This is a genomic window from Qipengyuania thermophila (assembly GCF_004153605.1).
In the GTDB taxonomy this organism is placed as follows: Bacteria; Pseudomonadota; Alphaproteobacteria; order Sphingomonadales; family Sphingomonadaceae; genus Qipengyuania_B; species Qipengyuania_B thermophila.
The window spans coordinates 281634-307370 of the sequence record NZ_SDSI01000002.1 but is presented as its reverse complement, the minus strand read 5'-3'; the positions used below and the strand labels follow the sequence as shown (position 1 = coordinate 307370).

Here is a 25737-nt window from a genome sequence, read left to right as displayed (position 1 = left end):
CCGGCGCGGCACGCGGCCGGTTTGCCCTCCTCGCGCCTTTACGCCCCGCACCGGCTTCAATAGAGCCGCCGGTGATGCGCGCTCCCTTCATCAAGATGCACGGGCTCGGAAACGATTTCGTGATCCTCGATCAGCGCAGCGGACCGCCGGTGCCGCTGAACGGCGGGATGGTGCAGGCGCTGTGCCACCGAACCACCGGGATCGGCTGCGATCAGTTGATCGTCCTTGAACCGAGCTCCGCCGCCGATCTGCGGATGCGGATCTTCAACGCCGACGGGGACGAAGCACGCGCGTGCGGCAACGCGGCCAGAGCGGTCTGCCTGCTTCAGGGCTGCGACGTATCGATCGAGACCGCAGGAGGCCTCATCCACGCCAGAGCTTTGGACGACGCGGCGGCCGAGGTCGACATGGGCCGTCCGCGCTTTGCCTGGGACGACATTCCGCTCGGCTACGCCATGGACACGCAGCCGATGCCGATCACCTGGCACGATCTGCCCGGCCCGTTCGCGGTGAATGTGGGCAACCCGCACGCCGTGTTCTTCGTCGATCCGCCGACGCTCGACCGGCTGGGCGAACTTGCGCCCGCGGTGCAGGCCGATCCGGTGTTCCACGAGGGCGTGAATGTCAGCTTCGCCCATGTGGCCGGCCCCGCGACACTGAACCTGCGGGTCTGGGAACGGGGTGCCGGGGCGACGCTCGCCTGCGGAACCGCTGCCTGTGCGGCGGCCGTGCTGGCGCTTCGGCACAAACGCCTCGTCAGCAGCCCGGTGACGGTGCAGCAGCCGGGCGGCGACCTGCGGATTGCCTGGACCGGCGACACGGTGCTGATGACCGGCGCCGCCCGCGAAACCTTTCGCGGCACCTTCGACACAAGGGACTTTGCATGAGCCAGAGCTGGAGCAGCCGCCTTGCCGCCGCATTCCGCAGCACGTCGGACCGGCTGGCGACGAACCTCACCGGCGTGATCGGAACCGCCGGGCTCGACGATGCCACGCTCGATGCCGTGGAAGACGGCCTGATCGCGTCCGACCTCGGACCCGCCGCCGCGGCGCGGATCCGGGCGCGGCTGGCGGACCGGCGGTTCGGCGTGCACCTGACGGAGCGCGAGCTGAAGGACGCGGTGGCCGAGGAAATCGAGGCGATCCTGGCGCCCGTGGCGAGGCCTCTGGAGATTTCCGCCTTCCCCCGTCCACAGGTGATCCTCGTCATCGGCGTGAACGGCAGCGGCAAGACCACCACCATCGCCAAGCTCGCCCACTGGTTTCAGGAAGACGATTACAGCGTGATGCTCGCCGCCGGCGACACCTTCCGCGCCGCCGCCATCGGTCAGCTGGGCACGTGGGCCGAGCGGGCCGGAGTGCCCCTCGTGCGCGGCCCCGAAGGAGGCGACCCGGCAAGCGTCGTGTTCGACGCGCTGAAGGCCGCCACCGAGCGCGGCACCGACGTCCTGATCGTCGACACGGCCGGGCGGCTTCAGAACAAGCGCGAATTGATGGACGAGCTGGCCAAGATCCGGCGGGTGCTCGGCCGGCTCAACCCGGAGGCGCCGCACGACGTGGTGCTGGTGCTCGACGCGACCAACGGGCAGAACGCGCTGTCGCAGGTCGAGGTCTTCAAGGACGTTGCCGGGGTCACGGGGATCATCATGACAAAGCTTGACGGCACCGCGCGCGGCGGGGTTCTGGTCGCGGCGGCGCAGCAATACGGCCTGCCGATCCACGCGGTCGGCGTCGGAGAAGGAATGGCGGACCTCAGACCGTTCGACCCGCATCTGGTCGCCCGTGTGATCGCGGGGGTCGCGTGACCGGCGAACGCAGCGGGCGCCGCCCTTCCGGCTGCCTCAACATCCTCGTCGATTACGGGCCGCTGCTCGTCTTCCTTGGCGTTTACAAGCTCTACTCCGGCGGGGACGGCGGCACGGTCGCCGAGGTTGCCGCAGTGGTCCGCGGCACGCTGGCCTTCATGGTCGCCGCGCTGGCGGCGCTGGCGTTCTCGCGGTGGAGATTCGGACGCGTTTCGCCGATGCTGTGGCTGTCCACCGGACTGATCGTCGTGTTCGGCGCGCTGACCGTGTGGCTGCGCGACGAGCGGTTTATCCAGCTCAAGCCCACGGTCATCTACCTGCTCTTCGCCGCCGCCTTGCTGATCGGCTGGTGGCGCGGCAAGGCGTTGCTCAAGATCCTGCTCGAAGCTGCCTTCGAGGGGTTGAGCGCCAAGGGCTGGCTCACATTGTCGCGCAACTGGGGCGTGTTCTTCATCGTTCTTGCGGGGGTGAACGAAGGGCTGCGCGCCTTTGCCAGCTTCGAGACCTGGCTCTGGGCCAAGCTGTGGGTGTTCCTGCCGCTGAGCCTTGCTTTCACGGTGTCGCAGATGCCGATGCTGCTGCGGCACGGGCTTGCGGTCGACGAGCCGCGCGAGCCGCTGGAGGACCAGCCGCCAACGGGCTGAACCGGCGGCTGGCGGTTCTCACAACCTGAGCTGGCTGCCCAGCTCGACCACCCGGTTCGACGGCAGCCGGAAGAACTCCATCGCGGTGGCGGAGTTGCGCAGCATCCACGCGAAGATCTTCTCCCGCCATTTGGGCAGGCCCTTGGTGGCGCCCGAAATCAGCGTCTGGCGGCTGAGGAAGAAGCTCGTCTGCATCATGTCGAACGGCGCGCCGCAGACGTCGATCGCGCGCAGGACCGCCGGCACGTCCGTGTCGTCCATGAACCCGAAGCGCAGCGTCATGCGGTAGAAGCCCTGCCCCAGATCGACCACCTGAACGCGCTCCCCGGGCGGAACGGAGGGCACATCCTCGATAACGACGGTGAGGATGATGACGCGGCGGTGCAGCACCTTGTTGTGCTTGATGTTGTGCAGCAAGGCGGACGGCACCCCCGTCTCGCTCGACGACATGAACACGGCCGTCCCCGGCACCCGCGCCGCGCTGCCGAGGGCGCTCTTGGCGAACACCTCGAGCGGCATCGAGCCCTCGGCCATGGATTGCCGCATCAGCGCTCGCCCGCGGGACCATGTCGTCAGCGCGGTGAAGATCACGAGGCCGATCACCAGCGGCACCCATCCGCCATCGGGCACCTTGATGAGGTTGGCGCTGAAATAGCCGATGTCGACGATCAGGAACACCGCGACCAGCGGCAGCGCCTTCCACAGCGGCCAGCGCCACAGCGCCAGCAGAACGGCCGCAAGCAGGATCGTGTCGATGAACATGGCGCCGGTGACGGCGATCCCGTAGGCGGCGGCAAGGCTGCTGGAGGACCGGAAGAAAAGCACCAGCAGGATGACGGCCACCATCAAGGCCCAGTTCACCACCGGAATGTAGATCTGCCCGGCAGCCGACGCGCTCGTGTGCTTGATCTGCATGCGGGGAATGAAGCCGAGCTGGATCGCCTGCTGCGTCAGCGAGAAGGCGCCGGAAATGACCGCCTGGCTGGCGATGATCGTCGCCGTCAGGGCAAGCAGGATGACCGGCAGGCGGATCGCATCCGGGATCATGAGAAAGAAGGGATCGCGGATAAGAGCTTCGCCATCCGCACCGGGGGCGAGCACCATGGCGCCCTGCCCCATGTAATTCAGCAGCAGCGCCGGGAACACGAACCCCACCCACGACAGGGCAATGGGGCGGCGGCCGAAATGGCCCATGTCGGCGTAAAGGGCCTCCGCTCCGGTCACCGCCAGAACGACGGCACCCATGGCGAAGAAGGCGCGGAACCCGTCCGTCATGAAGAACACCACGGCATTCCACGGGTTCAACGTCTCCAGGATGATGGACGGCATGGCGACGATGTACATCAGCCCCAGCCCCGCCAGGGTGGAGAAGTACAGCATCATGATCGGCCCGAAGGCGCGTCCGACCTTGTGGGTGCCGCGAGACTGGATGGCGAACAGGAGGATCAGGATGCTCACCGCGATGGGGATGATGTAGCCGCGGAAGCCCGGATGCACATATTGCAGCCCCTCTGTCGCCGAGAGCACCGACATCGCCGGGGTGATCATGGAGTCGCCATAGAACAGCGCGGTGGCGAAGACGCCGAGCAGAACCAGCGGCGCGGTCCAGCGCGCCCCTTCGGTCGAGCGGCTGATCAGCGCCAGCAGCGCGAGACTCCCGCCCTCTCCCTTGTTGTCCGCGCGGGTGATCGTCAGCACGTATTTGACGGTCACGACGATCATCATCGACCAGAAGACGAGACTGAGAACCCCGAAGATGTGGACCGGGTCGGCCTGGATGGGCGGGATGTCGCCGTGTTGCGCGAAGGTTTCGCGAAACGCGTAAAGGGGGCTGGTGCCGATGTCGCCGAACACGACCCCCACCGCACCGACGGCGAGCGTCCCGAGGCTCGCCTTTCCGTGACCGTGGGCATCACTTGCCGCGGCTGCCTCTCCGCCGCTCGCAGGTTCGGCAGCCGGTTGGACGCCGGACACCGGCAGACCGTCAGGTGTGTCGCTGCTCATGGCTGAAAGGCTGCTCGTGGACCCTTGTGACGTTCCGGCCGGCCACTTCCCCGCAGGAGCACGGCGAGTCTGGCGGCGCGCCTTAGCACCCCCGCCCCCCGGCAGCAACGCGCACGCTGATGGCCTCCGCCGCCCACTTCACCGCGGGCGCGGCAGGGCAGGCGGCGCAGGAGGGCCGCCGGCGAGAACCCGTTGCAGCTGTTCGAGCTGGGCTGCGAGCACCGGACGGTAAGGGGCATCGGCGGGTGTCGTGGCAAGGGCGCGCTGCCACAGCGGCAACGCCTCGCCGGGGCGACCGCTGCGGATGGCGGCCAATCCCTCGAAGTAGAGCGGGGCCGGATTGCCGGGCGCGCCCTGCCGCGCGGCCGCGAAGGCGAGCGACGCTGCCGGCGTTAGCGTGCCGCCGGCATGCGTCGCCAGTGCATTGCCAAGCGCCGTCCACGCTTCGGCATCGCCGGGATCGTCGCGCACGGCGGTGTTCAGGAATGCGGCCGCCTCGCGGGTGCGCCCTTGGCGAAGAAACCCGTCGGCCACGGTGACGTAGCGGGACGGGGGCAGCGTCGGACCGAACATGGCACGGCGGGCGGCGATCAGCGGCTCCGCATCGATCGCGGCCTGCACCCTCGCCTGCCGCGGCGCGCCGGTCATGTCGGGCGTGCCCTGCAGGGCATAACCCGCCAGTCCCAGCGCCAGCACGACCCCGAGCAGCGCATACGCCTGCCGCGGCAAGCCGAGCAGGGCCGCCGCCGCGCCAAACCCGCCCGCAGCGAGCGCGAGAACCGCCAGCCAGGTCAACGCCGGGGCTTCGCCGCGACCCGGACGCGCCTGAAGAACACCAGCGCCGCGAACAGCAGCAGCAGGGCGGGAACGGCGAACAACGGCCAGGTTACGCGATTGAGTTCCGGCTGATAGCTGATGTAATCGCCATAGCGGGCTTTCAGCCACGCGCGGACGTCTTCGGCACTCTCACCAGCCGCGATCCGGCTGCGCACCTGATGCCGCATGTCGCCGGCCATGGGCGCATCGCTGTCGGCGATCGACTGACCCTGACACATGACACAGCGCAGCGTGTGCATCAGCTCCCGCGCCGCGGCTTCGAGGCGCGGGTCGTCAAGCTGCCGGTCGGCCAGCGGCGCCGGCGGCATGGCGCTCTGGGCCGCGGCCGGAAGGGGAAGGATGCACAGCAGCGCGGCGGCCAGCCACTTCATCACGGTCACGACCCCGCCTTGCGGAGTTCGTCGAGCAGCACGGGCACATCGGCCGCGCGGATGTCGCCGATGTGCTGGTAGCGGATGCGCCCCTGCCCGTCGATCACGAAGGTTTCCGGCAATCCTGACGATCCCAGCGCGAGCTGAAGCTCGGCGATGTCATCGGCGGCAAGCACGGCATAGGGATTTCCATGAGTCTGGAGGAAGGCCGCAACATCTTCAGGCCGGTCGCGGATGGCGACTCCGACGATGACGGCGCCCTCACCGCGCAGGCGTTCGAGCTGCGGCGCTTCGGCAATGCAGGGGAGGCACCAACTGGCCCAGAAGTTGAGCAGCCGCGGCCGCCCGTCACGGAAGCTGGCGTCGCTCAGCGTTGCCGGACCGCCGCCCGGTGGCGGCAGGGAGAAGGACGGCAGCGGCTGGCCGATCATGGCGCTGCGCACGAACTCGTCGCGCGGCTGCGTGAGCTGGTACGCGACGGCTCCCGCGATCAGCGCGAACACCGCCACAGGCAGGAAGAGCCACAGCCGCTTCACGCCGGCACCGGCGCCGCAAGGCGGCTGATCCGGCGCGCGGCAGAGCGGCGCACCGTGTCTCTGCGCAGATGACCCGCCATCGACAGCGCTCCTCCCAAGGCTACGAGCAGCCCGCCCAGCCAGATCAGCGTGACGAACGGCTTCCACCACAGGCGCATCTGCCATCGGCCCCCGTCGACCGGACCACCGGAGACGGCATAGAGCTGTCCGTTCCAGCGGGACGCCAGCGCGCTTTCGGTCGTCTGCTGCACCGGCGCCCAGAAGGTCCGCGATTGCGGCCGCAGCGTAATCGTGCGGCCGCCCGCCGCCGTCTGCGCGTCCAGCACCACCTCGGTCGCCGTCCAGTTCGGCCCGGCGACCGGCATGACCTCCCGCAGACGAACAGTCCACGGACCGACCGTCACCGCATCGCCCGGTGCCATCGCCACCAGCCGCTCCCGCGTGAGCGCCGCATCGCTGGCCATGCCGAGCAGAGCCACGCCGATGCCGAAATGGGCGATGACCATGCCCCATACGGTCAACGGCGTGCGCCTGAAGGACCGGCCTCCGAGCGGCAGGACGCTCGCCACCACCAGCATCGCGCCGAGCACGAAGCCGCTGAGCGGCAGCAGCCCGATGTCACCTTGAAGCAGCGCCAGCACGGCGGCGAGCAGCCCCGCGGCGCTCAGCGCCACCAGCGGACGCGCCAGGCGCCGCGCCGTATCGCTCCGCCACCGCAGCAGGGGACCGATGGTCATGACCGCCAGCATCGGCAGGGCAAACACCGCGCCCACGGCATTGAAATAGGGGGGTCCCACCGAGACGCGCGCGCCCACCATCTCCGCAAACAGGGGATAGAGCGTGCCCAGCAGCACAATGCCGAGGAGCGCGCTGAGCAGAATGTTGTTCAGCACCAGCGCGCTTTCGCGGCTCGCCAGCCCGAACCGCTTGCCTTCAAGGATCGTGCCGGCCCGCAGGGCGAACAGCAGCAGCGCACCGCCGATGTAGAGCGCCAGCAGCGCGAGGATGAAGGCGCCGCGCTGCGGATCGACGGCAAAGGCGTGCACGCTGGTCAGAATGCCGGAGCGCACCAGGAACGTGCCGACCATCGACATCGAAAAGGCGATCACGCCCAGAAGGATCGTCCAGACGCGCAGCGCATCGCGCGCGGCCAGAACGCTGACCGAATGCAGCAAGGCCGTTGCGGCCAGCCAGGGCATCAGCGAGGCGTTCTCCACCGGATCCCAAAACCACCAGCCGCCCCAGCCAAGCTCGTAATAGGCCCAGTAGGAACCGGCCACGATGCCCAGCGTCAGGAACACCCACGCCCCCAGCACCCAGGGCCGCATGACGCGCGCGAACTGCGGTGTGACGGCGTTCGTCAGCAGCGCGCCCACAGCAAAGCTGAACGCCACCGACAGACCGACATAGCCCAGATACAGCGTCGGCGGATGAAGCGCGAGGCCGATGTCCTGAAGCAGCGGGTTCAGACCGACACCTTCGGGCGCCGGCATCGGCAACCGGGTGAACGGGTTCGAGCTGAACAGCAGAAAGGCGAAGAATCCGGAGGCTACGAACCCCTGCGCCGCCAGGACCGCGTGCATGGTCCTCTCCGGCAGGCGTCTCTCGAGCGCCGCGATGAGCGCGCCGGACGTTGCCAATGTCGCCACCCACAGCAGCATCGACCCTTCGTGATTGCCCCACGCCCCGGTGACCTTGTACAGCAGCGGCTTCGCCGTGTGGGAGTTCAGCGCCACCAGCGCGACCGACAGGTCCGTCGTCGCGAACAGGACCAGCAAGGCGGCGAAGGACAGAAGCGCAAACCCGCCCTGCAGCACGGCCAGCGGGCGCAGGCTCTGCCCGAGAACGGGCGGCGCGCCCGGCCGCAGGCTCAACCCGCCCGCCACAAGCTGGAACACGGCAAGAGCGGCGGCCAGCCAGAGCGCGGCCAGCCCGATCTCGGCGATCATCGGCGCGCAGCGGCGGCGACGCCCGCCCCGCCCGGCGCCCCGGCCACATGCATGTCCTTCAATTCACGCGGGACGTAGTTCTCGTCATGCCGCGCCAGAAGATTGTCGGCCAGAAACACCCCGTCCGGGCCAAGGCGGCCTTCGGCGACGACGCCGGATCCCTCGACGAACAGATCGGGAGCGATGCCCCGATACCGCACCGGCACCCGCCCGCCGCGATCATCGGCAACGGTGAAGGCGATGGTGATGCCGTCCGCCTCGCGGCGCAGGCTTCCGCGTTCGACCATGCCGCCCAGACGCACCGCGCGGGTCGCCGCCGGGGGATCCGCCATCATCTGCGCGGGTAGGTAGAAATAGCTGGCTCGGTTCTGCAAGGCATAGGCGCCGCTCAGCCCTGCGCCGGCCACCGCCAGCAGCGCCGCTCCGGCAAGAAGGAGCCGCTGGTGCTTTGGCGCGACCCGCCTCACCGCTGCGGCGCCCGCTTGGTGCGCGCAAGGTCGCGCCGCCGCTCGGCACTGCGCATGGTCACGGCGCTCCAGACGAGAAGCGCACCGAGCAGCAGGACGCTCACGCCGTAAGCGGCGACCACGAACACCATCTGGTCGAGCCCCTCGCGCATCACCCGCCAACCCGCGCGAGAGCGGCCGGCGCGCCGCTCGCCTCGCGGCGCAGGCGGGCTTCGGCCTGTATGTGCGCCAGCAGCGCGCGCATCCGCATCAGCGTCGCCGCCCCGAACAGCAGCGCCATGCCAAGCGCCGAAACCAGCAGCGGCCACAGATAGGCCGTGTCGATCGCGTTCTTGCCGATGGTGATGCTGGCCGGCTGGTGAAGCGAGTTCCACCAGACCACCGAACGGTTGATGATGGGCAGGTTGATGGCGCCCACCAAGGCGAAAATGGCGGGAACCGCGGACAGCTGCGCCGTGCGGGCGTAGGCATCGGAAAGCGCGATGTAGGCGATGTAGAGGAACCCGAGCACGAGCATCGAGGTCAGCCGCCCGTCCCACTCCCACCACGTGCCCCAGCTCGGCCGGCCCCAGATGCTTCCGGTCACGAGGCAGATGACGGTGAACACAAGGCCGGGCACCGCCATCGCCCGCCCGGCGATCGCCGCGAGCGGATGCCGCCAGACGAGCAACGCCACGCCGGCCAGTGTCAGCCCGGCCCAGCCGCCCATCCCCAGCCATGCAGCCGGCACATGCACGAACATGATCCGGACCGTGTCCCCGAGAAGCCGGTCCGGAGGAACCCGCAACAGCCCCCACATCAGCCCCGTGGCGGTCAGCAGAAGACCGAGCGCAAGGGTTGCCGGCACCAGCCAGCGCGCAAGGCGCAGGAACCTGCGAGGATTGGCGAAACCATGCATCGGACCCGAGACGCGCTATGTGGCGGGTCGCTGCGGCGTCTTCAAGCCGAATCGCCCCGCCCGATGAGCTGCATCGCCATGGCGTCGGCAACCTGATCGGGCGAGCGGCCCGACGCCTCGCTCTCGCGCCAGACCTGCTGCAGCCGTTCGGGGATCTGGGCGATCCGGGCGCGCACCTCGTTGATGCCGCACGGGCTTCCCTGCATGCGGCACAGATATTCGAGAGTGACGCTGATGATGCCGCCGGCGTTGATCACGTAGTCGGGCGCATAGAGGATGCCGCGGTCTGCGAGCATCGGCCCATGCTCGGGCCGAGCGAGCTGGTTGTTCGCGGCACCGGCCACGATCGCGCAGTCCAGCCGCGCCACGCCGTCATCATCCAGCACGGCGCCCAGCGCGTTGGGGCTGAACACGTCGCAGCTCATGGACATGATCGCGTCGGTCGGGGCGATCTCGGCTCCCGTCTCGTCGGCCAGCGCCGCCACCGCGTCCGCATTGATGTCCGCCAGCGTCAGCACGGCGCCGTCACGCGCCAGCAGCCGCGCAAGTCCGGCCCCGACGCTCCCCGCACCCTGGACGGCGACGCGGATACCCCGCAGATCGTTCGACCCGAGCTTGTGAGCCACCGCCGCCCGGATCCCGTGGTAAACGCCCATCGCGGTGAAGGGGCCGGGATCGCCGCCGACCGCCTGCTCTCCCTGCGGAGCCAGACCCGAGACGTAGCGTGTCCGCTGTGCGACGATGGCCATGTCGTCCACGCTGATGCCCACATCCTCGGCCGTGACGTACCGGCCGCCAAGGGCGTCCACAGCGTCTCCGAACGCTTCGAGCATCGCCTTGGTCTTGGTGCCGCGCTCGTCCGCGAGAATCACCGCCTTGCCGCCGCCCATCGGCAAGCCCGCCATGGCATTCTTGAAGCTCATCCCGCGGCTCAGCCGCAGCGCATCCCGCATCGCGTCCTGCGGGTTGCCGTAGTGCCAGAACCGCGTGCCGCCGGCGCCCGGCCCCAGATGCGTCGAGTGGAGGGCGATGATCGCCGTCAGCCCGCTGCGCGCGTCGCGCACGAGTTGCACGAGTTCATGATCGTCGAAATCAGGTTCGGTCCAGAACGCAGCCATGCGGATCCTCTTCCCGGAGCGGGATGTTTTTTACAGACGGGAGGAGATGGGGCGATCGACGGGGTTCGAACCCGCGACCTCCGGTACCACAAACCGGCGCTCTAACCAGCTGAGCTACGATCGCCACACAGCCCGACCCGCAAACGGAGCCGGGTGTTAGAAGGGCCATGACACAGGTCAAGAGCTGTGTCATGGCCCTTCTGCATTATTACAAAACGCCCCATCCTGACAACGCTCCTCGTCTCCCGGTCGGGCATGAGACGATGGAATGTTACGCCAGCTCTCCGCTTCCTCGTCCCGCGCGCAGGAACAGTCCCGCGCCGAGTCTTCCGTCCGGAATTGCCGCCTACTTCTTGAGGCTGAGGCCGCCGAAGCGCTTGTTGAAGGCCGCCACGCGCCCGCCTTCCTGCACCTGCTGCTTGCCGCCGGTCCAGGCCGGGTGGCTGGTCGGGTCGATGTCGAGGGCGAGCGTGTCGCCTTCCTTGCCCCAGGTCGAGCGGGTCTGGTACTCGGTCCCGTCCACCATCTTGATGGTGATCATGTGGTATTCGGGATGGCCTTCGGATTTCATCGTTCGTCTCCACGCGTGTTTGCCGGTTCCAACCGGCATGGCGTCACAATGGCAGGATTGCCGGCGCCTGTAGGCAGATACGCCGCGCCTGGCAAGACTAGCCGGGCGGATCAGCGATCATGGCCGTGAACTGCACCTCGCAGGTCACCTGCTCGCCGATGCTGGCCCGGCCCGCGAACTTGCACACGCGCGGCCTGCGCTGAACGAAGGTGCAGGCCAGGTCGAGGAGGCATCCCGGCTCGACCGGGCTGCGGAACTTCGCGTTCTCGATGGCCATGAAGTAGACCAGCTTGCCGGTGCCGGACAGCTGCAGCGATTCCACCGCAAGGATGCCCGCCGCCTGCGCCAGCGCCTCGATCTGGAGGACGCCGGGCATGATCGGACGGCCGGGAAAATGGCCCTGGAAGAAGGCTTCGTTGAAGCTGACCGCCTTGACCGCCCGGATGCCCTGCTCGGGATCGAGTGCGAGCACCCGGTCCACCAGCAGCATCGGGAACCGGTGCGGCAAGGCTTCGAGGATCCGCGCGATGCCGAAGCCGCCCGTTTCCGCTTCGCTGTCGCTCGTCACGCGCGGCTCCCTCAAGGGTCAGCGGCCGGTGGGCTGCTGACCGGCGGGCGTCTGCTGCGGCTGCTGCTGGGCCGCGCCGTTCTGCGCCGCCTGCGCTTCGCGGATCTCGCGCGGCTGCCAGCCGGCGGGGGGAACCAGCTGCGCGGCGGGCAAAAGGCGGTTCATCTCGTTGATGACGTCCTGATTCATGTTGTAGGCCGCGTCGGCGTAGATCGGCGATCCGGTCGACGGATCGAAGATCAGGGTGATGTTGCGGCGCCGCGCGACGTTCTCGACCGCGGTGTTCAGCTGGTCGCTGATCTGCTCCTCGACATAGGCGACGGAGAGGGCGACGGGCGCGAGGATCCGCTGGATCTCTTCCTGACCGGCCTGCTGGATCTGCTGGATCTGCTGGTACTGCTGCTGCAGCGACTGCTGGTTTGGATTGGCGGCCTGCCGGTCCGTGTTGAACCGCTGTGCCAGCGGCTGCAGCTGGGCATTCAGCTGTTGCCGCCGCTGCTCGGCCTGTTCGATCTGCGCCCGGTAGGTCACCTGCCGCTGCTGGGCGGCCGTGGTGTAGGCGGAGGTGTTGACTGCGACGGCACGCAGATTGACCACGCCGATGCCGCGCACCACCTGCGCCTGCGCCGGCGCTTCCGAAATCAGCGCTGCACCCGCCGTGACCAGGCCGAGTGCTGCGAGCGAAGAGAAGATCGTCTTCATCAGAATTGTGTTCCCACGTTGAAGGAAAAGGCTTTCAGATCGTCGCCCTCGGCACTCTTGAGCACCTTGGCGAAATCGATCCTGAACGGTCCGAACGGCGAGTTCCAGTTGACCCCCACGCCCACCGAGATGCGCGGGCTTGCGGTGTCGCCGAGGAACACCTCGCGGAAGGCGCCGATCTCGCGCACGAGGACATTGGGCGTGCCGTCTGGGGCGACCGGGCTGGTCGTCTGCGTGGTGACGCCGTTCACGGTCTGGGCGTAGATGGCGACACCGTTGGGGGCACTGATCAATGGCGGATCGGCGACGTTGAACAGCGCACCCACGTCGACGAACACCGACGGCCGCAGTCCCAGTTCGCGGGCGCCGCTGCCCAGCGGGATCTCGAGCTCGGCGCGGCCGATGTAGAAAGCATTGCCGCCCAGCGCGTCGTCCTGCACGCGGTTGCGGTCGGTGATGATCTCGCCGGTCGCCGGATCGATCGGCTGGCGCAGCACGCGCGGCCCGATGCCGCGGATGTCGAAGCCGCGGATCTGACCCTCGCCGACGAAGAACCGGTCGGTGAGGCGCACGTCGTCGACGCCGAGGCCCGGCCGCTCCTGCAGAGCCTTGATCACCCCGCCCTCCGCGCTGAGCGAGAAGATGAAGCCGCCGCCGATGTTGAAGTACTGCGCCGCGCGCCCGCGCAGGCGAAAGTATTTCTCGGTTCCGCCAAGCCCGGCATATTCGCCGGTGATCTGCATCGAGCGGCCGGCGGTGGGGCGGAGCGCGCTGTTGAGCGTGCTGTAGTTGAGCGTCAGGCCGACGATGGAGCTGGTGAAGCTGCCGATGGCATCGCACAGGAAGCGCGACGACAGCAGCGGCTCGCAGGTTGCGATCCCGTCGCCGTCGACATCGAGGAAGTAGATCGACTCGTCCAGCGTCACGTCGTCACGCCGCAGCGTGTAGCTGCCGATCAGCGAGCTGTATTCGGACAGCGGCACCCCGACCCGGCCGCTCAGCCCGGTGGTCGTCTGCTGGAAGGTGGTGTTCCGCGCGTTGTTGAGGAAGTTGAAGCTGTTAAGGTCGCGGCGGTAAATGTCGAACCCGGCCGAAATCTGCCGGTCGAACAGGTACGGCTCCGTGAAGCTCGCCTGCGCGGAGCGGGAGAAGCGGGACCAGTTGACGCTGAGGCCGAGCGTCTGTCCGCGACCGCGGAAGTTGCGCTGCTGGATGGAACCCGCGAGGATGAAGTTCTCGATCGACGAAAACCCGGCGGAGAGCTGCAGCTGGCCGGTGGCCTGCTCCTCGACATTGGCTTCGAGCACGATCCGGTCGGGAGCGCTGCCGTCGACGCGCGTGACCTCGAAATTCTCCTGGAAGAAGCCGAGCGAGTTGATGCGCGCGGTGGTTCGGGCAAGCGCCAGCGAGTTGAAGGCGTCACCTTCGGCCAGCCGGAATTCGCGGCGGATGACCTTGTCCTGCGTCAGCGTGTTGCCGTTGACGTCGATGCGCTCGACATAGACGCGCGGCGCGTTGCGGATGTTGAACTCGACATTCATGGTGCGCGTTTCGGGATTGCGCTGGAAACGCGGTGTCACGTCGGCAAAGGCGTAGCCGAACGCCCCGGCGGTGTCCGTGAGCTGCTCAACCGTGTTTTCGACCAGCTGCGCATTGTACCAGTCGCCCGACTTCATCGGCAGGCCGCTTGCCAGCGCGGCGCTGTCGAAGTCGCGCAGCTCGCTGTTCACCCGCACATCGCCGAAGCGGTAACGCTCGCCCTCTTCCACCACATAGGTGATGATGAAGTCGCGGCGATCCGGGGTGAGTTCCGCCACCGCCGACACGACGCGGAAGTCGGCGTAACCCTGCGTCAGATAGAACTGGCGCAGCTTCTGCTGGTCGAATGCCAGCCGGTCCGGGTCGTAGGTCGTGTTGGAGCTGAGGAAGCTCGTCAGCCGCGCCTGCCGCGTCAGCATCTCGCCGCGCAGGGTGCTGTCGGAAAACCGCTCGTTGCCGAGGATGTTGATCTGCCGCACGCGCGAGCGCGGCCCTTCGTCGATCTCGAACACGATGTCGACGCGGTTCTGGCTGAGCTGGACCAGCTTGGGCTCGACCGAGGCGGCGAACCGGCCCTGGCGCTTGTAGAGCTCGATGATGCGCGCGACATCGGCGCGCACGCGGGAGCGGGTGAAGATCTGCCGCGGCGCCAGCCGGATCTCCGGCAGGATCTTGTCATCGCGGATCCGGCGGTTGCCCTCGAGGATGATCCGGTTGATGACCGGGTTCTCGACCACATTGATGGTCACGTCGCCATTGACGTTGCGGATGCTGAAATCGGAGAACAGCTCCGTGGCGGACAGGTCGCTGAGCGCCTGGTCGGCGGCGGCGGCGCTGTAGGGCTCGCCGACGCGAAGCCGGATGTAGCTCAGGATGGTTTGCGGCTCGAGCCGCTGCGCGCCGGTCACGGTAATGGAGCGGATGATTTCGCCCTGCGCCTGCACAGCGGTCCCGGCTTGCTGCTGCTGCTGTGCTGCAGCGCCGTCCGACGGGACCGGCTGCTGCTGCTGCGCGGCAGCCGCGGCGGGCAGGCCGGCAAGAGCCGTGCCGGAGAGCAGCAGCACCAGACCGCCGACGCGCCGGTTCGCAGCGCAAGAACCCGAAATTCTGCTCATAGCCTGGGATTTCCCGTTCAATCCAGCGCGGCGCCCGCGCCTGCGGCGACTCTGCACCACGCCGCGCCTGCGCCGCCGCCCATGCCCTCGTGACCGCCTCTCGTCAAACCTGCCTGCACCTCTGGTCTCGCACCCGCACCCTTCGCCCCGTCAACCAAATCTCAGCAGGGCGGTGATGTCGTTGATCGTCACGAACAGCATCAGAGCCAGCACCAGGGCGATGCCGCCACGGTACGCCCATTCGGTGCTCCGGGCGTCGACCGGCCGCCTCCGCACAGCTTCCGCGGCGTAGAATGCGAGATGGCCACCGTCCAGTCCGGGGATTGGCAAGAGGTTGATGAATGCCAAGTTAATTGAAATCAGGGCGGCGAAGCTGGCGAAGGCCAGCCAGCCCATGCTCAGCTGTTCACCCGAAAACTTGGCGATCTTGATGGGACCGCCAAGCTCGTCGACGGAACGCGCGCCGGTGATGATCTGCCCGACCCCGGTCACCATCATCCGCATAAGACCAAGCGTCTGCTCGCCCGCCAGCGACACCGCTTCGACCGCGCCCACCTGCCGGATGACGGGATCGCCCGCCAGCACCCCGATCCTTCCGATCCGGCTTTCGTTGCCGAAGCGATCCGTATCGGTCACGCTGGCGATCGTCACCGGCAGCGAAAGCTGACGGCCGTCGCGTTCCACGGACAGTGTCACGGTTCGGCCCGGATGCATCAGCACGCGGCTTCCAAGCTGGTCGAAGCTTTCGGTTGCCGCTCCGTCGATCGCCACGATGCGGTCGCCGACACGCAGCCCGGCCTCGCGGGCGGCCGACTGCTCTGCGAAGCCGCCGACCACCGTGCTTGTCTCGACCTTGCCGTAGGCGAGGTTGAAGGCGGCGAAGATCGCCACCGCGATGGCGAGGTTCGCGACAGGTCCGGCGGCCACGATAAGGGCCCGCTGCCACAGCCGGGCGGCGTGGAAGCTTCCCTGTTCCTGCTGACCGTTGCCCCCGACGCTCGCGGGATTCATGTCGCCGCGGAACTGCACATAGCCGCCGAGCGGTATTGCGGAGAGTTTCCAGCGCGTGCCGCGGCTGTCCGTCCGCCCGACCAGCTCGCGCCCGAACCCGATCGAGAACGCCCGCGCCTCCACTCCGAACCAGCGCCCGACAAGGTAGTGACCAAGCTCATGCAGGGTCACGAGTGGTCCGAGCACCAGCAGGAACCCCGCGATCCACATCCAGACAGGAACAGTCTCGATCATCGCGTCCTTTGCTTCACCTGCGCGCCGGCAGCCGCCCGCGCCTGCGCATCCGTTGCCAGGACCGCCCCGAGATCCGCAGGCGGCGGAAGGCGGTGCGCGCCCTCGAGCGTCGCGGCCACGATATCGCAGATGTCCGTGAACGCTATCTGACCGGCCAGAAACGCCGCAACCGCCACTTCGTTCGCGGCGTTCAGCACGGCCGGCGCCGCTCCGCCGTCGTGCAGCGCGCTTCGTGCCAGCCGCGTCGCGGGGAAACGCTCCTCATCCGGCGCGTGGAAGGTGAGGGATCCCAGCGCGACGAGATCGAGCGGCGCCAGCGTCGTGTCCATCCGCTCCGGCCATGCCAGACAGGAGGCGAGAGGCACCCGCATGTCCGAGGGGCCAAGCTGCGCGAGCGTCGAGCCGTCGCGGTACTCGACCATCGAATGGATGACGCTTTGCGGATGCACGATGATCCGCAACCGTTCGGCACCGACGGGAAACAGGTAGGCGGCCTCGATCAGCTCCAGCCCCTTGTTCATCATCGTCGCGGAGTCGACGCTGATCTTGGCGCCCATCGACCAGTTCGGATGCGCGACGGCCTGCGCCGGCGTGGCGAGGCGCAGCCGCTCCGCCGGCCATTCGCGCAAGGGGCCGCCGCTTGCCGTGAGGGTGATCACCGCCACGTCATCGAGCGCCGCTCCGGCAAGGCACTGGAAGATGGCGTTGTGTTCGGAGTCGACCGGCAGCAGCGTCGTGCCGTGCGCCTTCACCAGGTCGGTCATGATCGCGCCCGCCGACACGAGCGCCTCCTTGTTCGCGAGGGCGACCGTGCTTCCCTGCTCGATCGCGCGCATCGTCGGGGCGAGTCCGGCACAGCCGACAATGGCGGCAACGATGATGTCGGCGGGTCGGGCGGCCGCTTCTGCGACGGCTTGCGCACCGGCGGCGGCCACGATCCCGCTGTCGCCGAGGGCATCGCGCAGAGCATCAAGGCAATGCTCCTGCCCCACCACCGCGATCTCGGCCGAGAATTCGCGCGCCAGGGCCGCGAGTTCCGCAACGCTGGCATTGGCGGTGAGGGCCACAATCTCCCAGTTATCCGGATCCTGCCGGACAAGATCGAGCGTGGAGGAGCCGACCGAACCTGTGGCCCCGAGAATCGAAATGCGGCGCTTCATCCTGCGGCCCAGACCGGATCGAAGTGCAGGATGGAGCCGCCGAGAAGGATCGCCACCGGCAGCATGCCGTCCACGCGGTCGAAGATGCCGCCATGACCCGGGATCAGACGCGAGCTGTCCTTGACGAGCGCCCGCCGCTTGATCCAGCTTTCGAGAAAGTCGCCGGCCTGCGCGCACAATGCCACCATCACGCCGATCAGCATCAGCGTTCCCGGCGCGAAATCAAGCAGATCCTCGGTCGCTTTCGCACCCGGCTGCTCGACGAGACTGAACAGCAGCAGCACCGTCATGGCGCCGACGATGCCGCCGAAAAGACCGGCCCAAGTCTTCGACGGCGAAACGCGCGGCGCGATCTTGGGTCCGCCCAGCGTGCGCCCGAAAAGATAGGCAAAGGTGTCGACAAACACCACCGACGCGACGATCAGCAAAAACAGCAAGGGATTGTCGATCCGCACCAGGATCCAGGTGGCGGCGCCGATGTACACGGCTCCCCCGCCCACTCCGAGGATCCGGTGCAGCGGCTTGCGGGTCGCCCGCAGCACCAGCCTGACAAGTTCGCCGAAGCACGCGAGCGCCACGGCGATGACGAGTGCATCCAGCCACCATCCGCCGAGCCAAAGAGCGCCGCTTGCAACCGCGATCATGACGATGGCCGACACGAGGCGGCGCGGCAGGTCCGAGGTGCGCAGCGCCAGCGGCAGCTCGACGAAGCGCTTCGCCCGCGCCTTGATCCGGTCGCGGCGCCGGCTCACCTCACCGACCACCGAAGCGCCGCTCCCGCCGTTCAAAATCGTCGAGAGCCGCCGCCAGCATGTCGGCCGTGAAATCGGGCCAGAGCGTGTCCACGAACACCAGCTCGGCGTAGGCGGCCTGCCACAGCAGGAAGTTGGACAGCCGCATCTCGCCGCTCGTGCGGATCATGAGGTCGAGCGGCGGCAGGTCGGCCGTGTCGAGATGCGCCTCGAGCGTTTCCGTCGTGATCGGACCGGCTGCCGCCGCGGCCCGCGCTGCGCGGACGATCTCCTGCTGCGCGCCGTAGTTCAGCCCCACGGCGAGGGTCCGCTCGCCGTGCCGCGTGCGCTCCAGCGCGTCGTCGAGCATGGCCACGATGTCGGGTGCGAGCGCCCGCCAGTCGCCGACGATCTTGAGCCGCACGCCGTTGTCGACGAATTCCTGCAGATCCGAGCGGATGAAGCGCCGCATCAGCGTCATGAGATCGTCGACCTCGTCGACAGGCCGTTTCCAGTTCTCGCTGGAGAAGGCGTAGAGGGTGAGGCATTCGAGATCGAACCCGCGCAGGGAGCGCACAAGCTTGCGCACCGCTTCCACGCCCCGGCGATGGCCGGCGGCGCGCGGCAGCCGATGCCGCTTTGCCCAGCGGCCGTTGCCATCCATGATGATGGCGACATGACGCGCACGTGACCCTTCGACACCCATCGCAGCAGCGCCCGTCGCGCCTTACTGCGCGAGGATCTCCTTCTCCTTGGCCTGCGCCGCCTCGTCGACCTGGCTGACGAACTTGTCGGTCAGCTTCTGCACCTCGTCCTCGAAGCGCTTGCGCTCGTCCTCGGAGATGACCTTCTTCTTCTCGTCTTCTTTGAGCGCCTCCATGCCGTCGCGGCGGACGTTGCGGATGGCGATCTTGGCGCCTTCGGCATACTTGCCGGCGAGCTTGGCGAGTTCCTTGCGCCGCTCCTGAGTCAGGTCGGGCAGCGGCAGGCGCAGCGTCTGTCCGTCGATGATCGGATTGAGGCCGAGATTGGCATGGGCGATGCCCTTCTCCACCGCGTGCACATTGGCGCGGTCCCAGACCTGCACGCTCAGCATCCGGGGTTCGGGCGCCGACACCGTCGCCACCTGGTTGAGCGGCATCATCGCCCCATAGACTTCGACCTGCACGGGGTCGAGCAGGCTTGTGTTCGCCCGCCCGGTGCGCAGCCCCGATAGGTCGCTCTTCAGACTGTCGACCGCCCCGGCCATGCGGCGCTCGATGTCGGCCTTCTCGAACTTCGCCATGCGGTGTCCTCCTCCTCAGGCTGGCGTGCTGTTGACCATGGTGCGCGTGCCCTCACCCGCAAGGACGCGGACCAGGTTTCCCTCCTCGCGGATGGAGAACACGACGATCGGGATCTCGTTCTCCCGGCAGAGCGCCACGGCGGTGGCGTCCATGACCTTGAGATTTTCCGACAGGACCTGATCGAAGCTGATTTCCTCGAACCGGGTGGCGTGCGGGAAGAGCTTGGGGTCACGGTCGTAGACTCCGTCCACGCTGGTTCCCTTGAACAGCGCGTCGCAATTCATCTCCGCGGCCCGCAACGCTGCTCCCGTGTCGGTGGTGAAGAAGGGATTTCCCGTGCCCGCGGCAAAGATGACGACGCGGCCCTTTTCCAGATGGCGTTCGGCGCGGCGGCGGATGTAGGGTTCGCACACGCTGGCCATCGGAATGGCGGACTGGACGCGAGTGTCCACCCCGGCACGCTCAAGCGCATTCTGCAGCGCGAGCGCGTTCATGACGGTGGCGAGCATCCCCATGTAATCGCCCGTGGTCCGGTCAAGGCCTCGCGCCGCGGCCGCCATGCCGCGGAAGATGTTCCCGCCGCCGATCACGACGCACAGCTGCAGCCCGCCCTGACGCGCCGCCTTGATCTCCTCCGCCAGCCGGCTGACATACAGCGGGTCGATGCCGAACGGCTGACTGCCCATCAGCACTTCGCCCGACAGTTTGAGAAGGATGCGCTTGTACGTTCTGGCGCTCATTGTTCTGCTTGATCCGGCCCGCTGCTGAATGGGCTCCGCTTAGCGGGTCGCCCCCGGCGGCACAAAAGGAAATCGCGCCCGCCTCCGCAGAAGCGGACCGACCCGCCATCGAGAGGCGCATGGCGCCTCGTCCGGCGGGTCGGGTGTGAGGGAGCGGCACCAGACGGGCGCGCCGTCCTGATGCCGCATAGTCCCTTGAAGGCGGAAGGCGTCAGCCCTTGACCGCGGCGGCCACCTCGGCCGCGAAGTCGCTCTGCTCCTTCTCGATCCCCTCCCCAAGCTGGAAGCGGACGAAATCCGTCAGCGTGATCTTCGCGCCGGCGTCCTTTCCGGCGGCGGCAACGACATCGGCGATCGGCGTCTTGTTGTCCTTGACGAACAGCTGGCTGAGCAGCGCGTTCTCCTTGGCGAATTTCTTCACGGCGCCGTCGACCATCTTCTCCTGCACAGCCTCGGGCTTGCCGCTCTCCGCCGCCTTCTCGCGCGCGATGGCGCGTTCACGCTCCAGCACCTCGGGATCAAGGCCATCGGCATCGAGCGCCTGCGGAAAGGCGGCGGCGATGTGCATGGCAAGATCCTTGCCGAGCGGCTCGAGCACGGCGGCATCCGCAGCACTCTCCAGGGCGACGAGCACGCCGATCTTGCCGAGGTTCGGTGCCACGGCGTTGTGGATGTAGGGGACGATGATGCCCTGGCTCACGGCCACCGACTTGATCCGGCGGATCTGCTGGTTCTCGCCGATGGTCGCGACGTTGCTGGTGAGCTTTTCGCCGATCGTTCCGCCGTCGGGATAGGCAGCGTTCTTGAGCGCGTCGACATCGTCGCTGCCGAGGCGCAGCGCAGCTTCCGTGGCCTTGCGGACGAAATCCTGGAACTGCTCGTTCTTGGCAACGAAGTCGGTTTCGGAGTTCACCTCGACCGCCACGCCGCGCGTGCCTTCGACCGCAAGGCCCACAAGCCCTTCGGCCGCCGTCCGGCTCGACTTTTTCTGCGCCGCGGCAAGCCCCTTGGCGCGCAGGGCGTCGACCGCGGCCTCCACGTCACCGCCCGTGTCGGCGAGAGCCTTCTTGCAATCCATCATGCCCGCGCCGGTCTTTTCGCGCAGAGCCTTCACATCGGCAGCAGTGTAGCCAGCCATGATCAATCCTTTTGTGTCTGGTAAGCGGCCGGACGCGGTGAGGCGCCCGGCAAGTTTATCGCGGAAGAGGTTGCGCCTCAGGCCTCGACGGTTTCTGCCGGCGGTTCGGCCATTTCGCCGACATCGGCGCCGCTGTCGACCGCCGCGCCGCCCTTGCCGGCGCGCGCCGCCTGTCCCACCAGGTCGCAATAAAGGCGCACCGCCCGGCTCGCATCATCGTTGCCCGGCACCGGGAATGCGATGCCCGACGGATCGACATTGGTGTCGAGGATGGCGACGACAGGAATGCCGAGCACGTTGGCTTCCTTGATGGCCAGATCTTCCTTGTTGGCGTCCACAACGAACATCACGTCCGGAATGCCGCCCATGTCGCGGATCCCGCCAAGCGACATCTCCAGCTTGTCACGCTCGCGCGTCAGCTGCAGCACTTCCTTCTTCGTCAGGCCCGACACCTCGCCCGAGAGCTGTTCCTCGAGCGACTTCAGCCGCTTGATCGACTGCGAGATCGTCTTCCAGTTCGTCAGCATCCCGCCGAGCCAGCGATGATTCACGAAATGCTGCCCCGAAGCGCGGGCGGCCTGCGCGATCGGCTCCTGAGCCTGCCGCTTGGTGCCAACGAACAGCACCTTGCCGCCGGAACGGACGGTCTGCGTGATGAAATCCAGCGCCCGGTCCATCAGCGGCACCGTCTGCGACAGATCAATGATGTGAATGCCGTTGCGCGCGCCGAAGATGTACGGCTTCATGCGCGGATTCCAGCGGTGGGTCTGATGCCCAAAATGGGCGCCGGCTTCGATGAGTTCGTGCAGAGAGACGGAGACACCCGCCATTGTCGTTTCCTTTCCGGTTTGTCCTCTGAAAGGCAGGAACCCGACGCTGAGATCAGCCGGGCACCGGTGCATATCGCCTTTCATGTGTGATCCGCCCGTTCGACGAGCGGTGCCGCCCCTTACTCTCTTGAACAGCCTTCGTCCAGCATCGACTCGTCGCAGGTGAAGGGCGGTTCATCGCTCAGGTTGCAAAATCGTATGGAACATATAGGGAACATATGACAGGCACGGAAACGATCGAGAGAGAGATGCGTATCTCCATCCACAGCTTATCCACAACCGTGGATTGTAGGGGCTAGGCAATGGTATCGCTGGCAATCGGGCTGCTGTTCCTGACGGCGGGGACTGCAACGGCACTCATGCTTGTCGACAGTCTGCTGAAGTTTCGTGCGGCTTGGGCCGAGGTGTGGGGCACGCCGCGCACGGCGGCAATTCCGGCGTCGGCGAAGGTGCAGCCGCTGCGCGCTGTGGAACCGGCGGCGGCGAAGACGATGCCGCGGACTGGTGTCAGGAGCGCGGACGCGCTGCCCGTCGCCGCTTGATCCCGGCGAAACGAACGATCGCAACCGGCATCAGCAGCAGATAGGCGCCCGACAACAGGGCGAGCGCCCACCACGGCTCGAGAAGCAGGGCGGCGAAGACCAGCCCGACCAGCGCAATGACCTCAAGCCGGACCGTGCGCCTCGGCCTCAGCGATGTCCAGCTGAGCGTGGGCAGGTTCGAAATCATCAGAAAGGCGATGAGCGCCAGCCATGGACCGACGACGGCGGCGTCGCGGAACACCGCGTTGCCCGTCGCCATCCACAGATAGAACGGCAGGAAGGCAAGGCCCGCGCCCACCGGAGCAGGGACTCCGGTCAGGAATCCGGCCGACTTGTGCGGCTGGTCGTCGACATCAATCTGCGCGTTGAACCGCGCCAGACGCAGTGCGCAGCAGATCGCGAAGGCGAGCGATGCGAACCATCCGAGTGTCGGCAGCGCCTGCAGCGACCAGAGATAGATGATCAGCGCCGGCGCCATGCCGAACGAAAGCGAATCCGCCAGACTGTCGAGCTCGGCACCGAAGCGCGACTGGGCCTTCAGCAGCCGGGCGATGCGGCCGTCCACTCCGTCGAGCAGCCCCGCAAGGATGATGGCGAGGATCGCGAGGCTCCACTGCGCGGAAATGGCGAAACGGATGCCGGTCAGGCCGGAGCACAGGGCCGCCGCAGTGATCGCGTTCGGCAGAACCGCCCGCAACTGCAGCCCGGCCGGGTGGCGCCCGCGCTGGAACCGCGGCTCGTTCTCGGCCGCGTTCGGGCCGATCCGCTTCAGCTCCTCCGTCGGCTCTCGCTCGTGTGGACCGGTGTTCAATGCCTCAATCCTTCGATGAAGACGGTCGCGCCGACCTCCGCAATCCGGGTCTCGCCGGCGACCACGCGCTGCCCGAGCACGACCTGCGATCCCGTTCCCTGCGGAAGATACAGCTCAACCTCACGCCCCAGCCGCATGATGGCGATGCGCTGGCCGGCCGCGAGCATGTCGCCGCTTTTGACGAAGGCGTTCATCCACTGCCCCGGCGTTCCGGCGAACAGGCTCACGCCGACGGCGACGCCGTCTGCCATGCGCACCGCCAGATGCTGCGCCTCGCCCGCCTCGCCCGCAAGCCCGAGGGTGGCGGCGGGCGTGCGCGCCGGGATCAGCAGAGCGCTCTCGATCGTCCCCGCCACCGGTGAGCGGCACACCTGCACGCCGAACACCGACATGGCGATGGTGACGCGCACAACCAGGGCGGAAGGGCTTCCCGTGCCGGACAGCAAAGCGCCGAGTTCGGGCGGAACAGGCACTTCTTCGATGCGGCTGATACGGCCGTCAGCGGGCGCGAGGATGATTTGGCGCCCCTGCGGCACCACCCGTTCCGGGTCGCGCGAGACGAACACCATGATCACGGCGGCACCGATCAGCAGCGCTGGCAGCAGCGTCCAGCCGAGCAGATACAGCACACCGCCCCCGGCCCCGGCGATCGCCGCCGCCTTGCGCCCGTCGCGCTGAATCGCCGGCCAGGCCTGACGCGCATCCCCGCTGCCGCGGTTGTCGAGTTTGTCACCCCCCATCAGGCTTGTGCCGCGCCGCCGGCACCCGTCCGCACCCGCGGGATGCTGCTGCCCGATGCCCCACTCGTGCTCACGCGGCCTTGCGCACGAACACGAGTCCGGCCGAGTAGCCGGCGCCGAAGCTGCACAGCAGCCCGGTGTCGCCCGGCCGCAGGTCGGCGGAGTGGAGATGGAAGGCGATGATGGACCCCGCGCTCGACGTGTTGCCGTACCGGTCGAGCACGGTCGGGCTTTCGTCCTCGTCCGCCTCGTGGCCGAGCACCCGCTGCGCGATGAGCCTGTTCATGCCCGCATTCGCCTGATGCAGCCAGAGCCGGCGCAGGCGCGCCGGGTCGAGGTCCAGCCTGCGCGCCTCTTCAAGGATCAGCTCGGACACCATCGGCACCACTTCCTTGAACACCTTGCGCCCGTTCTGGACGAACAGCTTGTCGGGCGTGTTCATGGTTTCGGGCGAGGCGCGGTTGAGAAAGCCGAAATTGTTGCGGATGTTGTTCGAGAACACGGTCTTGAGCCGCGTGCCGAGGATCATCCAGCCGTCCGTCCCCGCGTGCGCGGCCGCCTCCACCAACACGGCGGTGGCGACGTCACCGAAGATGAAGTGGCTGTCCCGGTCGCGCCAGTTAAGGTGGCCGCTGGTGATCTCCGGGCTGACCACGAGGATGCTGCGCGCATTGCCTGCCGCGATGCTGTCGGCAGCCAACTGGATCGCAAAGGTCGCCGACGAACACGCCACGTTCATGTCGAAGGCGAAGCCGTCGATGCCCAGCTCCTGCTGAATCTCGATCGCGATCGCCGGATAGGGCCGCTGCATGTTCGACGCGGCGCAGATCACCCCGTCGACGTCGCGCGCCTCGCGCCCGGCACGGTCGAGAGCATCGCGCGCCGCGGCGACTCCGATTTCCGCCATGATCGACAACTCGTCGTCGCCGCGTTCCGGCCAGCGCGGCGCCATGATGTCGGGGTCGAGCACCGACGCCTTGTCCATGACGTGACGCGCCTCGATGCCGCTGGCCTTCTGGATGAAGCTTTCGGAACTCTCCGCCACCGGCTCGGCCATGCCTGCCGCAATGGCGGCGCTGTTGCGCGCGTTTTCGCGGGCCGCATACGCGTTGAAGCTTTCGACCAGTTCCCGGTTGGTGATGGTGTGAGGCGGCGTGAACAGCCCCGTGGCGGCAATCACCACCCCTTGCCCGGCTTCGCGCGTGTTCGCAATCATGCGGGGTCGTTACCCAATGAACTCGGGAGCCACAAGAACTCCCGGACGGCGGCGGGCGCGACCTCGCTGCGGCGGATGGTGGACAGGGCTGGATTCGAACCAGCGTACGCTTGCGCGGGCAGATTTACAGTCTGCTGCCTTTAACCACTCGGCCACCTGTCCCCGTCATCTCCGC

General features: G+C 67.6%; 28 protein-coding genes and 2 tRNA genes. 4 read left to right on the top strand and 26 right to left on the bottom strand.

Going from position 1 to position 25737, the window contains the following annotated elements; translation table 11 throughout:
* Positions 1–74 precede the first annotated feature (74 nt).
* The 3 genes from dapF to ETO60_RS05800 are packed head-to-tail and all read left to right on the top strand — an operon-like array spanning position 75 to position 2448.
* Entirely contained in the window at positions 75–887 is an 813-nt protein-coding gene (gene dapF, locus ETO60_RS05810) for a diaminopimelate epimerase (protein ID WP_130003661.1), read from the top strand.
* Positions 884–1804 carry a signal recognition particle-docking protein FtsY gene (gene ftsY, locus ETO60_RS05805; RefSeq protein ID WP_130003659.1) on the top strand — a complete coding sequence of 307 codons (921 nt, stop codon included), beginning with the start codon at positions 884–886 and terminating at the stop codon, positions 1802–1804. The genes dapF and ftsY overlap by 4 nt, the downstream gene beginning before the upstream one ends.
* Positions 1801–2448, top strand: a complete 648-nt coding sequence (locus ETO60_RS05800) for an inner membrane-spanning protein YciB (protein WP_130003657.1) — start codon at positions 1801–1803, stop codon at positions 2446–2448. The genes ftsY and ETO60_RS05800 overlap by 4 nt, the downstream gene beginning before the upstream one ends.
* An 18-nt stretch (positions 2449–2466) precedes the next feature.
* On the opposite strand, the gene ETO60_RS05795 is transcribed toward ETO60_RS05800, so the two are convergent.
* The 22 genes from ETO60_RS05795 to rpsB form a co-directional block, all read right to left on the bottom strand.
* On the bottom strand, positions 2467–4452 hold the full coding sequence (locus ETO60_RS05795) for a potassium transporter Kup (protein WP_130003654.1): 1986 nt from the start codon (positions 4450–4452) through the stop codon (positions 2467–2469).
* A 138-nt stretch (positions 4453–4590) separates the two neighbouring features.
* On the bottom strand, positions 4591–5247 hold the full coding sequence (locus tag ETO60_RS05790) for a tetratricopeptide repeat protein (RefSeq protein WP_130003652.1): 657 nt from the start codon (positions 5245–5247) through the stop codon (positions 4591–4593).
* Positions 5244–5660, bottom strand: a complete 417-nt coding sequence (locus tag ETO60_RS05785) for a cytochrome c-type biogenesis protein (RefSeq protein ID WP_130004587.1) — start codon at positions 5658–5660, stop codon at positions 5244–5246. Before ETO60_RS05785 ends, ETO60_RS05790 begins: the two co-directional genes overlap by 4 nt.
* A 5-nt stretch (positions 5661–5665) precedes the next feature.
* A complete protein-coding gene (locus tag ETO60_RS05780) occupies positions 5666–6196 on the bottom strand; it encodes a DsbE family thiol:disulfide interchange protein (protein ID WP_130003650.1) in 531 nt (176 codons plus the stop codon).
* Entirely contained in the window at positions 6193–8145 is a 1953-nt protein-coding gene (locus ETO60_RS05775; RefSeq protein WP_130003648.1) for a heme lyase CcmF/NrfE family subunit, read from the bottom strand. Before ETO60_RS05775 ends, ETO60_RS05780 begins: the two co-directional genes overlap by 4 nt.
* Positions 8142–8612 carry a cytochrome c maturation protein CcmE gene (gene ccmE, locus ETO60_RS05770; protein ID WP_130003646.1) on the bottom strand — a complete coding sequence of 157 codons (471 nt, stop codon included), beginning with the start codon at positions 8610–8612 and terminating at the stop codon, positions 8142–8144. Before ccmE ends, ETO60_RS05775 begins: the two co-directional genes overlap by 4 nt.
* The gene (gene ccmD / locus ETO60_RS05765) at positions 8609–8764 is read right to left on the bottom strand and encodes a heme exporter protein CcmD (protein ID WP_130003644.1); all 156 of its coding nucleotides are present in this window, start codon (positions 8762–8764) and stop codon (positions 8609–8611) included. The genes ccmE and ccmD overlap by 4 nt, the downstream gene beginning before the upstream one ends.
* Positions 8764–9510: a heme ABC transporter permease CcmC gene (gene ccmC / locus ETO60_RS05760; RefSeq protein ID WP_130003642.1), complete on the bottom strand. Its 747-nt coding sequence runs from the start codon at positions 9508–9510 to the stop codon at positions 8764–8766. Before ccmC ends, ccmD begins: the two co-directional genes overlap by 1 nt.
* Before the next feature lie 41 nt (positions 9511–9551).
* Entirely contained in the window at positions 9552–10628 is a 1077-nt protein-coding gene (locus ETO60_RS05755; protein ID WP_130003640.1) for a Glu/Leu/Phe/Val family dehydrogenase, read from the bottom strand.
* 47 nt (positions 10629–10675) lie between these two features.
* A tRNA-His gene (locus tag ETO60_RS05750) sits at positions 10676–10752 on the bottom strand.
* A 222-nt stretch (positions 10753–10974) separates the two neighbouring features.
* Positions 10975–11199, bottom strand: a complete 225-nt coding sequence (rpmE, locus tag ETO60_RS05745; protein WP_130003638.1) for a 50S ribosomal protein L31 — start codon at positions 11197–11199, stop codon at positions 10975–10977.
* A gap of 97 nt (positions 11200–11296) precedes the next feature.
* Entirely contained in the window at positions 11297–11767 is a 471-nt protein-coding gene (gene fabZ / locus ETO60_RS05740) for a 3-hydroxyacyl-ACP dehydratase FabZ (protein ID WP_130003636.1), read from the bottom strand.
* A gap of 18 nt (positions 11768–11785) precedes the next feature.
* The gene (locus ETO60_RS05735) at positions 11786–12469 is read right to left on the bottom strand and encodes an OmpH family outer membrane protein (protein WP_130003635.1); all 684 of its coding nucleotides are present in this window, start codon (positions 12467–12469) and stop codon (positions 11786–11788) included.
* Positions 12469–15123: an outer membrane protein assembly factor BamA gene (gene bamA / locus ETO60_RS05730; protein ID WP_130003633.1), complete on the bottom strand. Its 2655-nt coding sequence runs from the start codon at positions 15121–15123 to the stop codon at positions 12469–12471. The genes ETO60_RS05735 and bamA overlap by 1 nt, the downstream gene beginning before the upstream one ends.
* A 150-nt stretch (positions 15124–15273) precedes the next feature.
* The gene (gene rseP / locus ETO60_RS05725) at positions 15274–16368 is read right to left on the bottom strand and encodes an RIP metalloprotease RseP (protein ID WP_234026355.1); all 1095 of its coding nucleotides are present in this window, start codon (positions 16366–16368) and stop codon (positions 15274–15276) included.
* Positions 16365–17528 carry a 1-deoxy-D-xylulose-5-phosphate reductoisomerase gene (locus tag ETO60_RS05720; RefSeq protein ID WP_130003631.1) on the bottom strand — a complete coding sequence of 388 codons (1164 nt, stop codon included), beginning with the start codon at positions 17526–17528 and terminating at the stop codon, positions 16365–16367. The genes rseP and ETO60_RS05720 overlap by 4 nt, the downstream gene beginning before the upstream one ends.
* Entirely contained in the window at positions 17525–18280 is a 756-nt protein-coding gene (locus ETO60_RS05715; RefSeq protein ID WP_234026354.1) for a phosphatidate cytidylyltransferase, read from the bottom strand. The genes ETO60_RS05720 and ETO60_RS05715 overlap by 4 nt, the downstream gene beginning before the upstream one ends.
* Before the next feature lies 1 nt (position 18281).
* Positions 18282–18965: a polyprenyl diphosphate synthase gene (gene uppS / locus ETO60_RS05710; RefSeq protein ID WP_130003629.1), complete on the bottom strand. Its 684-nt coding sequence runs from the start codon at positions 18963–18965 to the stop codon at positions 18282–18284.
* Positions 18966–18986: 21 nt separating this feature from the next.
* Positions 18987–19544 (bottom strand): ribosome recycling factor, encoded by a 558-nt coding sequence (gene frr / locus ETO60_RS05705; RefSeq protein WP_130003627.1) that lies wholly within the window; start codon positions 19542–19544, stop codon positions 18987–18989.
* A gap of 15 nt (positions 19545–19559) precedes the next feature.
* Positions 19560–20285: a UMP kinase gene (gene pyrH, locus ETO60_RS05700; protein WP_130003625.1), complete on the bottom strand. Its 726-nt coding sequence runs from the start codon at positions 20283–20285 to the stop codon at positions 19560–19562.
* A gap of 211 nt (positions 20286–20496) precedes the next feature.
* Complete coding sequence (gene tsf, locus ETO60_RS05695; RefSeq protein ID WP_130003623.1) at positions 20497–21423, bottom strand: translation elongation factor Ts; 927 nt, start codon at positions 21421–21423, stop codon at positions 20497–20499.
* Between the two features lie 77 nt (positions 21424–21500).
* Complete coding sequence (rpsB, locus tag ETO60_RS05690; protein WP_130003621.1) at positions 21501–22253, bottom strand: 30S ribosomal protein S2; 753 nt, start codon at positions 22251–22253, stop codon at positions 21501–21503.
* A 302-nt stretch (positions 22254–22555) separates the two neighbouring features.
* Between rpsB and ETO60_RS05685 the strand changes: the two genes are divergently transcribed.
* Positions 22556–22795 carry a hypothetical protein gene (locus tag ETO60_RS05685; RefSeq protein WP_130003619.1) on the top strand — a complete coding sequence of 80 codons (240 nt, stop codon included), beginning with the start codon at positions 22556–22558 and terminating at the stop codon, positions 22793–22795.
* Here the strand turns inward: ETO60_RS05685 and ETO60_RS05680 are convergent.
* From ETO60_RS05680 to ETO60_RS05665, 4 genes are all read right to left on the bottom strand, one after another.
* Entirely contained in the window at positions 22761–23567 is an 807-nt protein-coding gene (locus ETO60_RS05680) for a CDP-alcohol phosphatidyltransferase family protein (protein WP_390612686.1), read from the bottom strand. The genes ETO60_RS05685 and ETO60_RS05680 overlap by 35 nt on opposite strands.
* Positions 23568–23602: 35 nt before the next feature.
* The gene (locus ETO60_RS05675) at positions 23603–24346 is read right to left on the bottom strand and encodes a phosphatidylserine decarboxylase (RefSeq protein ID WP_130003617.1); all 744 of its coding nucleotides are present in this window, start codon (positions 24344–24346) and stop codon (positions 23603–23605) included.
* A 70-nt stretch (positions 24347–24416) separates the two neighbouring features.
* Positions 24417–25562: a beta-ketoacyl-ACP synthase III gene (locus tag ETO60_RS05670; protein WP_130003615.1), complete on the bottom strand. Its 1146-nt coding sequence runs from the start codon at positions 25560–25562 to the stop codon at positions 24417–24419.
* Between the two features lie 76 nt (positions 25563–25638).
* Positions 25639–25724 (bottom strand) — tRNA-Tyr (locus ETO60_RS05665).
* Between the last annotated feature and the right edge of the window lie 13 nt (positions 25725–25737).

What these genes read in the sequence shown, in the direction of transcription:
- dapF (WP_130003661.1), top strand. Translation starts at nt 75, where the DNA reads ATGCGCGCTCCCTTCATCAAGATGCACGGGCTCGGAAACGATTTCGTG.
- ftsY (WP_130003659.1), top strand. Translation starts at nt 884, where the DNA reads ATGAGCCAGAGCTGGAGCAGCCGCCTTGCCGCCGCATTCCGCAGCACG.
- ETO60_RS05795 (WP_130003654.1), bottom strand. Translation starts at nt 4,452, where the DNA reads ATGAGCAGCGACACACCTGACGGTCTGCCGGTGTCCGGCGTCCAACCG.
- ETO60_RS05785 (WP_130004587.1), bottom strand. Translation starts at nt 5,660, where the DNA reads ATGAAGTGGCTGGCCGCCGCGCTGCTGTGCATCCTTCCCCTTCCGGCC.
- ETO60_RS05775 (WP_130003648.1), bottom strand. Translation starts at nt 8,145, where the DNA reads ATGATCGCCGAGATCGGGCTGGCCGCGCTCTGGCTGGCCGCCGCTCTT.
- ccmD (WP_130003644.1), bottom strand. Translation starts at nt 8,764, where the DNA reads ATGCGCGAGGGGCTCGACCAGATGGTGTTCGTGGTCGCCGCTTACGGC.
- ccmC (WP_130003642.1), bottom strand. Translation starts at nt 9,510, where the DNA reads ATGCATGGTTTCGCCAATCCTCGCAGGTTCCTGCGCCTTGCGCGCTGG.
- ETO60_RS05755 (WP_130003640.1), bottom strand. Translation starts at nt 10,628, where the DNA reads ATGGCTGCGTTCTGGACCGAACCTGATTTCGACGATCATGAACTCGTG.
- rpmE (WP_130003638.1), bottom strand. Translation starts at nt 11,199, where the DNA reads ATGAAATCCGAAGGCCATCCCGAATACCACATGATCACCATCAAGATG.
- ETO60_RS05735 (WP_130003635.1), bottom strand. Translation starts at nt 12,469, where the DNA reads ATGAAGACGATCTTCTCTTCGCTCGCAGCACTCGGCCTGGTCACGGCG.
- bamA (WP_130003633.1), bottom strand. Translation starts at nt 15,123, where the DNA reads ATGAGCAGAATTTCGGGTTCTTGCGCTGCGAACCGGCGCGTCGGCGGT.
- rseP (WP_234026355.1), bottom strand. Translation starts at nt 16,368, where the DNA reads ATGATCGAGACTGTTCCTGTCTGGATGTGGATCGCGGGGTTCCTGCTG.
- ETO60_RS05720 (WP_130003631.1), bottom strand. Translation starts at nt 17,528, where the DNA reads ATGAAGCGCCGCATTTCGATTCTCGGGGCCACAGGTTCGGTCGGCTCC.
- uppS (WP_130003629.1), bottom strand. Translation starts at nt 18,965, where the DNA reads ATGGGTGTCGAAGGGTCACGTGCGCGTCATGTCGCCATCATCATGGAT.
- frr (WP_130003627.1), bottom strand. Translation starts at nt 19,544, where the DNA reads ATGGCGAAGTTCGAGAAGGCCGACATCGAGCGCCGCATGGCCGGGGCG.
- pyrH (WP_130003625.1), bottom strand. Translation starts at nt 20,285, where the DNA reads ATGAGCGCCAGAACGTACAAGCGCATCCTTCTCAAACTGTCGGGCGAA.
- tsf (WP_130003623.1), bottom strand. Translation starts at nt 21,423, where the DNA reads ATGGCTGGCTACACTGCTGCCGATGTGAAGGCTCTGCGCGAAAAGACC.
- rpsB (WP_130003621.1), bottom strand. Translation starts at nt 22,253, where the DNA reads ATGGCGGGTGTCTCCGTCTCTCTGCACGAACTCATCGAAGCCGGCGCC.
- ETO60_RS05685 (WP_130003619.1), top strand. Translation starts at nt 22,556, where the DNA reads ATGGTATCGCTGGCAATCGGGCTGCTGTTCCTGACGGCGGGGACTGCA.
- ETO60_RS05675 (WP_130003617.1), bottom strand. Translation starts at nt 24,346, where the DNA reads ATGGGGGGTGACAAACTCGACAACCGCGGCAGCGGGGATGCGCGTCAG.
- ETO60_RS05670 (WP_130003615.1), bottom strand. Translation starts at nt 25,562, where the DNA reads ATGATTGCGAACACGCGCGAAGCCGGGCAAGGGGTGGTGATTGCCGCC.